The sequence below is a fragment of the Rhodococcus sp. BS-15 genome, assembly GCF_000813105.1.
Lineage (GTDB): Bacteria > Actinomycetota > Actinomycetes > Mycobacteriales > Mycobacteriaceae > Rhodococcoides.
Genome location: NZ_BAOX01000106.1, coordinates 1 through 14,285, shown reverse-complemented (window position 1 = coordinate 14,285; position 14,285 = coordinate 1). Strand labels below are relative to the sequence as shown.

General features: G+C 64.2%; 13 protein-coding genes. 1 reads left to right on the top strand and 12 read right to left on the bottom strand.

The window, feature by feature from the left end; all coding sequences use genetic code 11:
• Positions 1–28: 28 nt before the first annotated feature.
• On the bottom strand, positions 29–1,327 hold the full coding sequence (locus RHBS_RS13900) for an amidohydrolase (RefSeq protein WP_237669212.1): 1,299 nt from the start codon (positions 1,325–1,327) through the stop codon (positions 29–31).
• Positions 1,306–1,482 carry a hypothetical protein gene (locus RHBS_RS30545; RefSeq protein ID WP_237669211.1) on the bottom strand — a complete coding sequence of 59 codons (177 nt, stop codon included), beginning with the start codon at positions 1,480–1,482 and terminating at the stop codon, positions 1,306–1,308. Before RHBS_RS30545 ends, RHBS_RS13900 begins: the two co-directional genes overlap by 22 nt.
• Before the next feature lie 73 nt (positions 1,483–1,555).
• Between RHBS_RS30545 and RHBS_RS13895 the strand changes: the two genes are divergently transcribed.
• Positions 1,556–1,990, top strand: a complete 435-nt coding sequence (locus RHBS_RS13895; protein WP_128645843.1) for a thioesterase family protein — start codon at positions 1,556–1,558, stop codon at positions 1,988–1,990.
• On the opposite strand, the gene RHBS_RS13890 is transcribed toward RHBS_RS13895, so the two are convergent.
• From RHBS_RS13890 to RHBS_RS29740, 10 genes are all read right to left on the bottom strand, one after another.
• Entirely contained in the window at positions 1,966–3,912 is a 1,947-nt protein-coding gene (locus tag RHBS_RS13890; protein WP_128645842.1) for an acetoacetate--CoA ligase, read from the bottom strand. The two genes, RHBS_RS13895 and RHBS_RS13890, sit on opposite strands and share 25 nt — an antisense overlap.
• A 31-nt stretch (positions 3,913–3,943) precedes the next feature.
• On the bottom strand, positions 3,944–5,560 hold the full coding sequence (locus RHBS_RS13885; protein WP_128645841.1) for an AMP-binding protein: 1,617 nt from the start codon (positions 5,558–5,560) through the stop codon (positions 3,944–3,946).
• A gap of 52 nt (positions 5,561–5,612) precedes the next feature.
• On the bottom strand, positions 5,613–6,344 hold the full coding sequence (eutC, locus tag RHBS_RS13880) for an ethanolamine ammonia-lyase subunit EutC (protein WP_237669210.1): 732 nt from the start codon (positions 6,342–6,344) through the stop codon (positions 5,613–5,615).
• Positions 6,345–6,420: 76 nt separating this feature from the next.
• Positions 6,421–7,833 carry an ethanolamine ammonia-lyase subunit EutB gene (locus RHBS_RS13875; RefSeq protein WP_128645839.1) on the bottom strand — a complete coding sequence of 471 codons (1,413 nt, stop codon included), beginning with the start codon at positions 7,831–7,833 and terminating at the stop codon, positions 6,421–6,423.
• Complete coding sequence (gene eat, locus RHBS_RS13870) at positions 7,830–9,284, bottom strand: ethanolamine permease (protein ID WP_128645838.1); 1,455 nt, start codon at positions 9,282–9,284, stop codon at positions 7,830–7,832. Before eat ends, RHBS_RS13875 begins: the two co-directional genes overlap by 4 nt.
• A 136-nt stretch (positions 9,285–9,420) precedes the next feature.
• Entirely contained in the window at positions 9,421–10,404 is a 984-nt protein-coding gene (locus RHBS_RS13865; RefSeq protein WP_128645837.1) for a cation diffusion facilitator family transporter, read from the bottom strand.
• A 29-nt stretch (positions 10,405–10,433) separates the two neighbouring features.
• Positions 10,434–10,973, bottom strand: coding sequence for a DUF779 domain-containing protein (locus RHBS_RS13860; protein WP_187298490.1), 540 nt, complete (start codon positions 10,971–10,973; stop codon positions 10,434–10,436).
• Entirely contained in the window at positions 10,973–12,496 is a 1,524-nt protein-coding gene (locus RHBS_RS13855; RefSeq protein ID WP_128645836.1) for an aldehyde dehydrogenase family protein, read from the bottom strand. The genes RHBS_RS13860 and RHBS_RS13855 overlap by 1 nt, the downstream gene beginning before the upstream one ends.
• A 124-nt stretch (positions 12,497–12,620) precedes the next feature.
• Positions 12,621–13,916, bottom strand: coding sequence for a transcriptional regulator (locus RHBS_RS13850; RefSeq protein WP_128645835.1), 1,296 nt, complete (start codon positions 13,914–13,916; stop codon positions 12,621–12,623).
• A gap of 109 nt (positions 13,917–14,025) precedes the next feature.
• Complete coding sequence (locus RHBS_RS29740; protein WP_167326762.1) at positions 14,026–14,163, bottom strand: hypothetical protein; 138 nt, start codon at positions 14,161–14,163, stop codon at positions 14,026–14,028.
• Positions 14,164–14,285: the final 122 nt, after the last annotated feature.

Genomic DNA, 14,285 nt, shown 5'->3' with positions numbered 1-14,285 from the left:
GCGCAAAAGGCGCACGAGGGGCGAAGCCCTATACCGCGGCGTGGGTGAGCGCGCCGGCACAGATCGTTGCTCTGATCTCCGTGTCGGCCAGATCGTTCACCGAGCGATGCTCGGGGTGCTCGACGAGAACCACGACATCCGCCGCGTCCCCGACTCGGAGTGCCCCGCGACCACCACTCGCGGCCCGCAGCGACGCGTCGAGCGGGACGGCTTCCTCGGGATGCCACGGAGGTCGGTCGTCGTCGGTGCGGAACACCGCAGCTGCGACTCCGGCCAATGGTTCGGGCGGACTGACCGGAGCATCGGAACCGAAGAGCAGTCTCGCCCCGCTGCGGTGCAGCGCTCCGTAGCCGTAGGCCACCGAGCGCCGTCCGGCCCACAGCTCCTCGGCGATGTCGCGATCGGCCATGGCGTGCTGCGGTTGCACCGATGCCGCGACGCCCAACGCAGCGAAGCGCGCGATGTCCTCGGGCAGCACCTGTTGCGCATGTTCGATTCGACCACCGCAGCCGGCGCGCTCGAATGCATCGAGCGCGATGCCGTTGGCTCGATCGCCGATGGCGTGGATTGCCGGCACGATGCCACCGCGCGACGCCCGAGAGACGAGCTCGAACAGACCCTCCTGGGACTCGAGCAGCAGACCGTACGCGTCGTCGCCGTCGATGCCCGGGTACCGATCGTGGCAGCACGCTGTTCGGGTGTTGAGCGAACCGTCGAGCATCACCTTGAGCGGGCCGCGCCGGACCAGTTCCGAGAGTGCCGAGACATCGCCGGTGCGCTCGCCGCGATCGAGTGCTTCGCCCAGCCATTGCGGCCACACCGTCGTGTCGACGCGCACCGCAGGAGAACCGGCCGACAGGCGTCGATCCCAGACGCTCCGGTTGTCCGCGAACTCGAAATCCACGACGCCGGTGACACCGCGCACCGCCAGTGCGGCGGTGGCGTCGAGCACGGCCCGATCGAGTTCGGCCGGGTCGTCCTGTGCTTCGAGCGCCATCACCGCTTCGAGTCCGTCGACGTCGCGCAAGACACCGGTGGGGTGATCGATCCCCAGGTCGGCGAGCAGCGCCGGACTGAGCCACAACGTGTGCAGATCCATGCTCGTCATCGCCACGCGAGCCCCGGGCAGGGCATTTTCGAGCAGGTCCTTGTGCGGCTCCTCGGGCCAGTGCGCGTCACGAAAGCCGTTGGCGCGTACTACCGATTCGCCTGCTGTTCGCGCGTAGGGGTACACCAGTGCGACGGCATCGGCCGCCGACGACGCAGGCCCGACGTCGATTCGCCGCCGCGCCGCCGCCCATTGCGTCAGATGTACGTGACTGTCCACGAACCCGGTAGGGCAACCCCACCACCGCCGTCGAGCACCTCGTCGCCGGGACGGCGTCGTTGCCCGGCCGGGGTGATCGACGCGATGACCGAGCCCGCCAGTTCGATGTCGAAGAGTACGCCCGAACCATCCAGTGCGACGTTGCCGATAATCACTCCTGGGACTCTAGAGCGTTGGCCTCCCCTGCGCGCATGCCATCCTCTAGCAATGAAAACAGAGCCTGTTGCGATGCAGACAGAGCCGACCGGTCCCGTCGGATACCACGCAACCGTGACAGTGCGATGGTCGGACATGGACGCCTTCGCACACATCAATCACGCGCGCATGGTCACCCTCCTCGAAGAGGCGCGCATCGAGTGGTTGCTCAGCGAGGGCGAGGCCAACGAGTCTCTGATCAAGAGTGCGCTGATCGCGAATGTGGCCATCGCGTACAAGAAGCCGCTTCGGCACTCGCACGGCCCGCTCGACGTCACGCTGTGGTTCGAGAAGGTACGTGCGGTCGACTTCACCATCGGGTACGAGGTGCGGGCGGCGGGTGCTGCGCCCGATTCACCGCCTGCGGTGGTGGCGACCACCCGGATGGCGATGGTCGACGTCGGTGCCGAGACCCTGCGCCGAATTGCACCGGAGGAGAAGGCCTATCTCGCGCGCTGGACTCGCTGATCCTCGGCCGCACGGTCGACGAACCACTGGAGAGCCTGGGGATCGTCGACCGCACTGGCATCGAGAGTGCCTGCAGTATCGGCACCTTGGAAAATCCGCTTGAGCGGCACCTCGAGCTTCTTCCCGGTCCGGGTGTGCGGTACGGCCGGCGCGGCGATGATGTCGTCGGGGACGTGCCGGGGCGACGCCTGTGTTCTGATGGCGGATTCGATGCGTTCGCGAAGCTCGTCGGTCAGCCCGTCCGGGACCACGACGAACAGTGGCATCCAGTAGCCGCCGTCGGGTAGCTCGATGCCGAGCACGAGAGCTTCGGTGATCTCGTCCAGTGATTCGACAGCCTGGTAGATATCGGCGCTCCCCATACGAATTCCATTGCGGTTGAGTGTCGAATCGGAGCGGCCGTGTACGAGAACACTGCCGTGATCGGTCATCGTGATCCAGTCGCCGTGACGCCAGATTCCCGGGTAGGCGTCGAAGTAGGCCTCCCGGTATCGCGTGCCATCGGTGTCGTTCCAGAAGTACAGCGGCATCGACGGCATCGGCTCGGTGACAACCAGTTCACCGACCGTCCCCTGCACCGATCCACCGGTCTCGTCGTACGCCTCGAGGGCGACGCCGAGGAACGGCACCGACAGCTCCCCCGGCCAGACCGGCGCGGTCCGCGCTCCCCCGGCAAAAGCGGACACCACGTCGGTACCGCCCGAGATGGAGAAGACCGGCACCTGCGCGCCGATGTTCTCCGACAACCAGATCGACGACGATGCAGGCATAGCGGACCCGGTGATACCTATGCCTCGCAATGCCGACAAGTCATGATCGGTGCCCGGACGAGTATCGGCCTTGATACACGCGAGCACGTAGCCGGGACTCGTACCGAGGTAGGTCACACCCAGCCTGGCGGCGATGTCCCACAGTGCATCCGGCCGCGGGAACGCCGGGTTTCCGTCTGCGCACACGATCGTGGCACCGGTCAGCAGTCCGGCGATCTGGAAATTCCACATCATCCAGCTCGGGCTGGTGTACCAGAAGAACACATCCTCGGCCCCCAGGTCGGATTGCAGCGCAATGGATTTGAGGTGTTCGAGCACCACCCCTCCGTGGCCGTGCACGATTCCTTTGGGCAGCCCCGTGGTGCCCGAGGAGAACACGACCCACAACGGGTGATCGAAAGGCACTGCCACCGGTGTCAATTCGCGGCGATCAGCAGTTGCGTCGGACCAACTCGATGCATTTCCCGACGGTTCGCCGATCATCACCACGGTCCGCAGCGTCGGAATCCCCTCTGCGAGCACGCCGGCATCGGCGGACTTGTCTCGGAACTTCCCTCCGTAGGTGTACCCGGAGGCGGTGATCAGTGCCACCGGTTCGAGCTGTCCCAGACGGTCGAGGGCAGCCGATGCCGAGTAGTCCTGCCCGCACGCAGACCACACTGCACCCAGGCTCGCAGTCGCGAGAAATGCGATCACCGCCTCGGGAATGTTCGGCAGATACCCGACGACGCGATCGCCGCGCCGGACTCCATTGTCGGCGAGCGTCCCTGCCAAAGCGCCGGCCTGATCGATCATGTCGTCCCACGTCACGATCCGCGTCGAACCGTCCTCACGAGCATGGACGATCGCCGGGCGATCGGATCGAGCGTGTCGGATCACCTGGTCCACGTAGTTCAGCTCTGTGCCCGGAAACCACCGTGCACCGGGCATACCGCGCTCTTCGAGCACGGTCGTCGGCTCGGTGGCCGAGCGAATCTCGAAGAAGTCCCACACCGCCCGCCAGAACGATTCCAGCTCGCCGATCGACCACCGCCACAAACTCGCGTAGTCCGGCAGCGTCACGTCGTGACGTTGCTCGACGAACCGCGCGAACTCGGTCACCCTGGCTTCGGCGACATCGGCATCCGTCGGCGTCCACAGCGCACTGATCATGGAAGCGAGTATGTCAGCCCGACGGCCGTTCTCAGATCAATCCCAGCGAGCGTTCTCGCATCTCGACCTTGCGTACCTTGCCGGTCACCGTCATCGGGAACTCGTCGACCACGTGTACGTACCGCGGGATCTTGTAGTGCGCGAGCCGTCCATCGCAGAACGCGCGCACGGCAACCGAATCGAGCGGCGCAGCACCGTCTCTCATCCTGATCCACACCATGAGCTCCTCACCGTACTTCGCATCGGGCACACCGATCACCTGCGCGTCGAGGATGTCGGGGTGGGTATAGAGGAACTCCTCCACTTCACGCGGATACACGTTCTCGCCGCCGCGAATCACCATGTCCTTGATCCGTCCGGTGATCGCCACGTAGCCGTCCTGATCCATCACCCCGATGTCGCCGGTGTGCATCCACCGCTCGTCGTCGATGGCTTCCGCCGTCTTCTCCGGCTGTTCCCAATATCCCAGCATCACCGAATAGCCGCGGGTGCACAGCTCGCCCGCGTCTCCGCGCGGCACTGCGTGGCCCAGAACCGGGTCGACGATCTTGACTTCGAGATGCGGGCCGACACGTCCGACGGTGGACACCCGCTGTTCGATGGAGTCGTCGCTCCGGGTCTGCAGCGACACCGGCGAGGTCTCGGTCATGCCGTAGCAGATCGACACCTCCGCCATCCCCATCCGCTCGATCACCTGCTTCATCACCTCGGTGGGACACGGCGACCCGGCCATGATGCCGGTACGCAGACTGCCGAGCTCGAAATCTCCGAAGTTCTCGAGAGCCAGCTCGGCGATGAACATCGTCGGGACGCCGTAGAGCGACGTGCACTTCTCGGATGCGACCGCCGTCAACGTCGCGACCGGATCGAACGAGGGGCCCGGAATCACCATCGCCGCACCGTGCGAGGTGCACGCGAGATTGCCCATCACCATGCCGAAGCAGTGATAGAACGGCACCGGAATACACACGCGGTCCTCGGCGGTGTAGTGGCAGAGCTCGCCGACGAAAAATCCGTTGTTCAGAATATTGCGATGACTGAGCGTGGCACCCTTGGGGAAACCCGTTGTACCCGAAGTGTATTGGATATTGATTGCATCATCTGCACCGAGTCGCTCCGATACGTCCGCGATCATCCGCGGAGTCTTCGCCAATGCTCTGTGTCCGCGATCGGTCATCGCCTCCCACTGGATACTCCCGATCAGCAGAACCTCACGCAGGGACGGTACCTCCGGTCGAGCTTCCTCGATCATCGCGGCGTAGTCCGAACCCTTGAAATCCTCGGCCGCCAACAACACCGAGACCCCGGCCTGCTTCAGCACGAATTGCAATTCGTGTGAGCGGTACGCAGGATTGATGTTGACCAGCACCGCGCCGATCTTCGCCGTCGCGTACTGCGCCAGAACCCATTCGGGACAGTTCGGCGCCCACATCCCGACGCGGTCGCCCACTGCGACACCGGCCACCAGCAGTCCGGCCGCCAGCAGATCGACGTCGGCCACGAATTCCGAGTAGGTCCACCGCCGCCCGGAGGTGACATCGATCAACGCGTCACGATCGGAGTATCTCGCCGCGGTTCGATCCAGATTCGTGCCGATCGTGTCGTCCAGAACCGCTGTGTCCGACGCGCCGGAGGAGTAACTGTCCATCCCCCACGGTAGTGACGCCGGTCACGTGCAGCCACCCCCGAATAGGGGGACATCACTCCAGAGTGAGGGCCTCGGCTGCCTCGAGCACATCGGCTCGAGACGTATCTTTCAGTGCCACTCCGGACCGGCCCAGCTTCCTCGCACCGGCCAACAGACCCGCCACAATTCGCGCCGACTGCGCATAACCCTGTCCCTCGGGCGGATGGATATTCGAGATGCAGTTGCGATCGGCATCCGTACGGCCGGGCTTGGGCAGATGGGTGAGATAGATGCCGAGACTGTCGGCGACCGACAGACCGGGGCGCTCCCCTATCAGAACCAACACCGTCCGCACACCCATCGCCGCGGCGATGTGATCGCCCAACGCCACCCGCGCCTCGGTCGCGATCACCGGAGCCGCAATCGAATACCGATCGGCCAGTTCTGCTTTCAACGCCTCCAGCATCGGCACCCCGTGATCGGCCAAAGCGCGCGGAGACAACCCGTCGCTCAACACGATGCCTATCTCGTCCTCGGAGAGCGCGATCGCCGATAGATCCTTCGGCTGCCGACCCAGGTCCGGCCGTCGCAGATACTCTGCCCGACTCGTCGCGAGCGACGTCACCAACGACGGCGCACCGAGCCCCACCTGGTCCACCCGATCCACGAACTCCTCGACATCGAGCGGCATGTGCACCGCATCCCGCGCCGCAGCGTGAGCCGAGCGAAACTCGAGCACCCGAGTGGTCGGCAACGAATCGCCGATGCGCCCCAACCCGATCCGAGCCTGGGTGCTGGCCCGCAACTCACCCCAGAACTCATGCTTCCCGGGTCTTCCGCAGGCTCCACTCCTACCTGTTCCGGTTGTTTCACTGGTTCGGTCATCGCGCACTCATCAACGCTCGCAATGGTGATCCCGCGGCATCGACGTCGAGGACCCGGCCGTCGGCGTCCACCATTCCCAGTCGCGAGAGCCACGACTCGAACTCCGGTGCGGGACGCAGACCGAGTACCTGCCGAACGTAGAGCACATCGTGGAAGCTCAGAGATTGGTATCCGAGCATGACGTCATCGGCACCCGGCACCGCGATGACGAACGCGACCCCGGCCGCACCGAGCAGCGTCAGCAACGTATCCATATCGTCCTGATCGGCCTCTGCGTGGTTGGTGTAGCACACGTCCACGCCCATCGGCAGCCCCAGCAGCTTGCCGCAGAAGTGATCTTCGAGGCCTGCCCTGATGATCTGCTTGCCGTCGTACAGGTACTCCGGCCCGATGAACCCGACGACGGTGTTGATCAAGAGCGGCTCGAGATCGCGGGCTACCGCGTACGCGCGTGTCTCGAGAGTCTGCTGATCGACGGGACGATCGCCGGTACCGATGTGCGCGCCCGCCGACAACGCCGAACCCTGACCTGTTTCGAGGTACATGACGTTGTTTCCGACGGTTCCGCGGTGCAAGGACCGGCCGGCTTCGTTGGCCTGCCGAAGCAGCGGAATATTCACTCCGAAGCTCGAATTGGCCCCTTCGGTGCCCGCGATGGACTGGAACACCAGATCGACCGGCACGCCTTTGTCGATCAGTTCCATCGTCGTCGTCACGTGCGAGAGCACACACGACTGCGTCGGGATCTCGAAACGCTGCCTGATCTCGTCGAGCAGATGCAGTAGGTCGGCAGTGGCCTGGGGCGAGTCGGTCGCGGGATTGATCCCGATCACCGCATCACCGGACCCGAGGAGCAATCCGTCCAGCGTGGCCGCCGCTATTCCGCGGGGATCGTCGGTCGGATGGTTCGGTTGCAGCCGAGTGGTGAGGGTTCCGGGCAGTCCCACCGTGGTGCGGAACGCCGACGTCACCTGCACCGCCCGAGACACCGCGATCAGATCCTGATTGCGCATGATCTTGCTGACCGCAGCGACCATCTCCGGAGTCAGTCCGGCGGCAACCGAACGCAGCGTCGCTGCGGCGTCGGGCCCGGCTGTGACCTGCAGCAGCCAATCCCGCAAACCTCCTACCGTCAGGTGCGAGATCGCTCCGAAAGCGATGCGGTCGTGAGAATCGATGATGAGCCGAGTGACCTCATCACTCTCGTACGGCACGAGCAGATCGTGCAGGAACACATCGAGCGAGACCTCCGAGAGCGCCCACTGGGCCGCGGCTCGCTCGGCATCGGATTCGGCCGCGCAGCCGGCCAATTCGTCACCCGATCGAAGCGGTGTCGCCTTGGCCATCAGGTCCACCAGACCGTCGAACGTGTAGGTGGTGCCCGAGACCTGCTGGGTGTAGATCGTCATTCCAGCTCGGCCTCTGCCTGGGCCAGCGCGGCGAACTCTTCGTCGGGCGAATTCGCAACGAGGTGATGCCTGCTGTAGAGACCGAAGTAGACCATGAAGGCCACGAACACGGCCAGGCACCACAGTGCCGCAGTGGAATCGACGACGAAGGTGGCGACGACGGCGAGCGCGGCGATGACCAATGCGAATCCGGTGGTCACGACGCCGCCTGGAGTGCGGTACGGGCGTTCCATGTTCGGCTCACGGCGACGCAGCACGATGTGGCTGACCATCATCAGAACGTAGCTCAGTGCCGCACCGAACACGGCCATGTTGAGCAGCATTCCGCCTTGGCCGGTCAGAGAGAGCAGAAAACCGATGACGCCAGGAACGATCAGTGCGAGTGTCGGAGCCTTGCGAGAGTTGGTGATGGACAGCGTCTTCGGCAGGTATCCAGCACGGGAGAGCGCGAAGAGCTGACGCGAGTACGCATACATGATCGAGAAGAAGGATGCGACCAATCCGGCCAGGCCGATGTAGTTGACGATCTTGCTCGCCGTTCCGTCACCGAGGGCTTCCACCAACGGGTTTCCCGACTCCTTGACGGCGTCGGCACCGCCCGCACCGGTGACCAGGAACAGCACGACGGCACCGGTGACGAGCAGAACACCCATGGCGGCGATGATTCCGCGCGGGACGTTCTTGGTCGGATCCTTGGCCTCTTCCGCGGCCAGCGGCACGCCTTCGATTGCCAGGAAGAACCAGATGGCGAACGGCACGGCGGCCCAGATACCGAGGTAGCCGAACGGCAGGAATCCCGAGGCCCCGGCCGCGTCGGTAGGTGCGATGTCGGTCAGATTGCTCGCGTCGAACTGGCCGATGGCGGCGATGGCGAACACGACGAGCCCGACCAAGGCGATACCGGTGATGACGAACATGATCTTGAGCGCTTCGCCTGCGCCGGAGAGGTGGATACCGATGAACACTGCGTAGACCACCAGGTAGACCCACCACCCGTCGGTGATGCCGAACAGCCCGAGCGATTCGACGTAGGCACCGATGAACGTCGCAATTGCCGCTGGAGCGATGGCGTACTCGATGAGAATTGCTGTGCCGGTGGCAAACCCACCCCACGGTCCGATTGCCCGGCGGGCGAAGGTGTAGCCGCCGCCGGCAGCGGGCAGCGCCGACGACATCTCGGCCATGCCGAGAACCATCGCCAGGTACATACCCGCAATGATGATCGCGGCGATGAGCAGCCCACCGAAACCACCCTCGGCGAGACCGAGGTTCCAGCCGGAGTAGTCGCCGGAGATGACGTAGCTGACTCCGAGGCCGGCCAGCAGTACCCAGCCTGCGGTTCCCTTCTTCAGGGTCCGCTTGGCCAGGTAGTCATCGCCCTCGACGTGCGACTGGGCGCTGTCCGGCGAGCCGGACTTCGGATTCGAAGACGGGGGTTCTACTACGGACATTGCAAGCCTCTCGTAGCCATTGCACTCGGAGCGACGGTCACGCCCGAGGGGAAGATTCACAACATGTGTGGCGCGCGAATCGTTTCAAGGTAGACCTGTGATGTAAGCGCCGCGTCATCGATGAATGACGGGCGAATTACGGCAGGTGCTCCACGGCGTTGACGTCGCCGATGTCTCCCTCGTCCGGTTCGGCGACTGTCAGTACTGCGTCCACCACAGCTCTGTTGGTTTCCAACTCACGCTCCAACCGACGGAGCGTGTGTGCGATGCGTGATTCTGCGAAATCACCGACGAGATCGACACTCGCCACCACATAGATCTGTTTGGGACCGACGAACTCGATGCGTACGAACCGGACCGAGGCCACCTCGGGGAGTTGCTCGATTCGCTGCACCACCGCATTCCATAATGCTCTCGATCCCGGTTCACCGGTGAGAAATCGGCGGTTTCGATCGATCAACACGAACGCGACGATTCCGAGCAGGACGCCCACCAGAATGGACCCGATGGCATCGAAGGCGGCCGATCCGGTCAGCTGGTGCAGCCCGATTCCAGCGCCGGCAATCACGATGCCGACCAATGCGGCACTGTCCTCCGCGAATACCGCGCGCAGCGTCGGGTCCGAGGTCTCGAGGGCGTAGTCGAGAAAGTCCTTGTCGTATTCGGCTGCCTCGGCGCGAATCTGCCGAACCGATTGCAGAAAGGACACTCCTTCGAGCACGAAGGCGAGGGCAAGAACCACATAGGCGACGAGGTAGTTCTCACTGCTCGATTCACCGGCGAGCAAGGAGGTGATGCCATGCCACACCGACACGGCCGCACCGGCGACGAAGAGCCCGATCGCCGCCAGCGTCGACCAGAAGTACGTCTCGCGTCCGTACCCCAGCGGCCGCTGATCGTCGGGCCCGCGCGACCCCCGACGATTGGCCACGAGCAGGAAGATCTCGTTACCGGTATCGGCCCACGAGTGCGCAGCTTCGGCCACCATCGACGCCGACCCGGTGAGCACAGCGGCGAATGTCTTCGCGATCGCGACGCCGAGATTGGCGACGAAGGCAATGACCACGGTACGCAGGCTCTCGCCGCCGTCGGACGCGTCGGACTTCTTTGTGCTCTTCATCTTTGGCACTGTATGCCGCAGAGCCGCACTCAGCCCTGCAGCATCCCGGGGACCGGACATGCGTCGACTGCCTCGGCAACCACCAACGGGTCGTCCGGAACCTCAGGTCGTCGACCTTCTTCCCAGTCGACGCCGACGAGCGGTGGATGCTCGGCGAGGATTTCGTTCTCCTCGGCCGTGTACGCCCGCCCGCGACTGAGGAAGCGCACTCCCTCGGGTGATTCGAGCGAGAACCCGCCGCCGCGGCCGGGCACTACGTCGAGCACCAACTGGGTGTGCTTCCATGCCTGGAACTGCGATCCCGAAATCCACACCGGTACACCGTCGATTCCGGTCGGCAGATCCTGTGGGATCTCGCCTACTCCGAGCCGGAGGTCGATGTAGCCGAGGAGTACGTCGCGGTCACCGACGATGAAATCGCCTGCGGGATAACACATCGGCGACGACCCGTCGCAGCATCCACCGGACTGATGCATCATCAGCTCGCCGTGGATACCGCCGAGGCGACGGAGTAGATCCATCGCCTCGGCGGTCGTCTTCAGCCGCGCAGGCGGCCGAGCATCGACCATCAGAAGAAGCCCTGTGCCTTCTGCGCGTAGCTCACGAGCAGGTTCTTGGTCTGCTGGTAGTGATCGAGCATCATCTTGTGGTTCTCGCGGCCGATGCCGGACTGCTTGTAGCCACCGAACGCTGCATGCGCCGGGTACTGGTGGTACGTGTTCGTCCACACGCGACCGGCCTGAATATCACGACCCGCACGGTAGGCGATGCCGCCGTCGCGCGACCACACTCCGGCACCGAGGCCGTACAACGTGTCGTTCGCCTGGGAGATCGCATCGTCGTAATCGGTGAACGACGTCACCGACACGACCGGTCCGAAGATCTCTTCCTGGAAGATACGCATGTTGTTCTTGCCGGTGAAGATCGTCGGCTGCACGTAGTAGCCGCCGTTGAGGTCGCCGCCCAGTTGTGCGCGCTCGCCGCCGGTGACGACCTGTGCGCCTTCGCCCTTACCGATCTCGATGTACGAGAGGATCTTCTCGAGCTGATCGTTCGATGCCTGAGCGCCGATCATGGTCTCGGTATCGAGCGGATCTCCCTGTCGCACAGCCTTGGTCCGGATGGCGGCCAACGCGAGGAACTCGTCGAAGATGTCCGCCTGGATCAGCGAACGCGACGGGCAGGTGCACACTTCACCCTGGTTGAGGGCGAACATCGTGAAGCCTTCGAGAGCCTTGTCCTGGTAGTCGTCGTTGGCCTGCAACACGTCGGAGAAGAACACGTTGGGGCTCTTGCCACCGAGTTCCAGCGTCACCGGGATGAGGTTCTGCGATGCGTACTGCATGATCAGGCGGCCGGTCGTGGTCTCGCCGGTGAACGCGATCTTGGCGATGCGCGGGCTCGATGCCAGAGGCTTGCCTGCTTCGACGCCGAATCCGTTGACGATGTTCAGCACGCCTGCGGGCAGCAGGTCACCGATGATCGAGATCAGGTGCAGGATCGACGCGGGTGTCTGCTCGGCTGGCTTGAGCACCACAGCGTTACCTGCAGCGAGTGCGGGAGCGAGCTTCCACACGGCCATGAGGATCGGGAAGTTCCACGGAATGATCTGCCCGACTACGCCCAGCGGCTCGTGGAAGTGGTAAGCGACTGTGTCACTGTCGATTTCGGACAGCGAGCCCTCCTGCGCGCGGATGCAGCCGGCGAAGTAGCGGAAGTGATCGATGGCGAGGGGGATATCGGCGTTGAGGGTCTCGCGGATCGGCTTGCCGTTGTCCCAGGACTCAGCCAGCGCGATGGACTCGAGGTTGTCGGCGATGCGATCGGCGATCTTGTTGAGGATCACGGCGCGCTCGGCTGCGGACGTCTTGCCCCACGCGGGGGCGGCGGCGTGGGCGGCGTCGAGCGCGAGCTCGATGTCCTCGGACGTGGAGCGGGCGACCTCGCAGAAGTTCTCACCGGTGACGGGAGTCGGGTTCTCGAAGTACTGGCCCTTGACAGGCGGTACCCATTCTCCGCCGATCCAGTTGTCGTAGCGCGACTGGAACGACATGACGGAATCGGCGGTACCTGGACGGGCGTAGACGGACATTGAAAATCCTCCTGATCGACACGTGCTTCACAGTTGATGCGGTGTGTGATTCAGGACACTAGGGGGTGCAACGTTGCAACTACGTTGCTGCTTCGGCTCGACGTACCGACGACGAGGTCTGCAGTCACATTCCGAGATCACGATCGAGCAGATCGATGCGCGCACTGACCTGACCGTAGAGCGCGGAATCCCTGCTCAGCGTGGCCCGGTAGGCCTCCCAGGCAGTGATGTCCGAGCGGCCGTGAATGGACGATGTCCATTGCGCCAACAGCACCGGATCTCCGAGCCGGAGCAGTGCAGCCTGCATTCGAGACCGCAATTCCTCGCGAATGTCTTCGATGCCGGGAGCGGAAGACCCGGGGAGTACCGGGCCGGAGTAGATACGCAGAGCAGCGTCGACGTCGCCGCGGTCCAGGGCGCGTCGGATATCGCCGACATCGGAGGTCAATTCGCCGACCAGGCGGTAGGGCCGCGAAGCCAGTCCTGCCGTACCGAAGGTCTTGCGCAGTCTCGACATCTCGGCGCGGATCGTGACGGAGTCGAGCTCCTGCTCGTCGAGAAGCACTGCGAGGTGGTCCGAGCTGAGCCCCTCGGGATGCTCGCCCAGTAGCAGCAGAATCTCCGCGTGTCGCTGAGACAGGGGTATCCGACCGGATCCACGAACCACTCCCGGCCGTCCCGATCCGAGAACCTCGAGTCGAGGAGCCGTGTCGCCCAGAGATTTCGGCGAGTTCATCAAATGCAGGCGCAACTCGGATTCGGCCGCGGCGACAGTCGCGCGCACCAACGACAACACCTCGGGGACCGCCACTCGTGGACCGCCGGTGATATCGATGGCTCCCAGAATGTGACCACTGGTGGGGTGGTGAACGGGGGCCGCCGAGCAACTCCACTCGTGCACCGACCGAGAGAAATGCTCGGACGCAAAGATCTGCACACTGTGATCGACCGCGAGCGCGGTACCGGGAGCATTGGTACCTTTGCTCTCCTCGCTCCAGTCGACCCCCTCGGCGAAGTCCATGGAGAGTGCGCGGTCCTTCGCCCCCGAGTCACCCTCGACCCAGAGCAAGCGGCCCTCCGCATCCGAGATAGCGACGAGCAATCCGGTATCGGACGCGTCCTCGACCAGCAACTTGCGAATGACCGGGCGGATGATGGCCATCGGATGACCGTTGCGGTAGCGCTCGAGATCGGGCCCGGTCAGAGTCGGCGTCTCGTTACCGCCGTCGGGATCGACACCCTTGGTGCGGCTGCGCATCCACGAGTCGAGGACGACCGACCTGACGGTCGAACCGTGAGTACGGATGTCGTCGACGAAAGACTGGTGGGCACTGGACATTTGGCGCGCGAGCACAGCGACGTCCTCGCCGGGTCGCACTGCGACCCAGGGGTTGCCGCCACTGTTCGATCGGCTTGCCATTCGACTCTTCCTCCGTGACCTGTCCACATTGCTGTAACCCAGCTCACAACCAAGGATACAGCCGTGGTCGACGCGAGCGGGGGGGCCCGGTCGCGTCGACCGCGAGTGCCTACTTCTTCTTGACGGCCGAGGTGATGATGTCGTTGCTGGTGTCACCGCTGGACTTGGCCCGCTTGTCCGCGCGCTTGTCCTTGAGAGATTTGCCGGATTTCTTGGTCATCGTGTTGCGGGGCGATTTGTCCGACATGGCAGTAACCCATCTATTGGGGAACCTGAACGGTCCCCAGACCACCGACGCTACGCCTCCGCAGGCCCGACGTGGTCGGTAACGGTGCCCAGTCGTTCCTCAAGGCTCCACTCCCACCACCC

What these genes read in the sequence shown, in the direction of transcription:
- RHBS_RS13895 (WP_128645843.1), top strand. Translation starts at nt 1,556, where the DNA reads ATGCAGACAGAGCCGACCGGTCCCGTCGGATACCACGCAACCGTGACA.
- RHBS_RS13890 (WP_128645842.1), bottom strand. Translation starts at nt 3,912, where the DNA reads ATGATCAGTGCGCTGTGGACGCCGACGGATGCCGATGTCGCCGAAGCC.
- RHBS_RS13885 (WP_128645841.1), bottom strand. Translation starts at nt 5,560, where the DNA reads ATGGACAGTTACTCCTCCGGCGCGTCGGACACAGCGGTTCTGGACGAC.
- RHBS_RS13875 (WP_128645839.1), bottom strand. Translation starts at nt 7,833, where the DNA reads ATGACGATCTACACCCAGCAGGTCTCGGGCACCACCTACACGTTCGAC.
- eat (WP_128645838.1), bottom strand. Translation starts at nt 9,284, where the DNA reads ATGTCCGTAGTAGAACCCCCGTCTTCGAATCCGAAGTCCGGCTCGCCG.
- RHBS_RS13865 (WP_128645837.1), bottom strand. Translation starts at nt 10,404, where the DNA reads ATGAAGAGCACAAAGAAGTCCGACGCGTCCGACGGCGGCGAGAGCCTG.
- RHBS_RS13860 (WP_187298490.1), bottom strand. Translation starts at nt 10,973, where the DNA reads ATGGTCGATGCTCGGCCGCCTGCGCGGCTGAAGACGACCGCCGAGGCG.
- RHBS_RS13855 (WP_128645836.1), bottom strand. Translation starts at nt 12,496, where the DNA reads ATGTCCGTCTACGCCCGTCCAGGTACCGCCGATTCCGTCATGTCGTTC.
- RHBS_RS13850 (WP_128645835.1), bottom strand. Translation starts at nt 13,916, where the DNA reads ATGGCAAGCCGATCGAACAGTGGCGGCAACCCCTGGGTCGCAGTGCGA.
- RHBS_RS29740 (WP_167326762.1), bottom strand. Translation starts at nt 14,163, where the DNA reads ATGTCGGACAAATCGCCCCGCAACACGATGACCAAGAAATCCGGCAAA.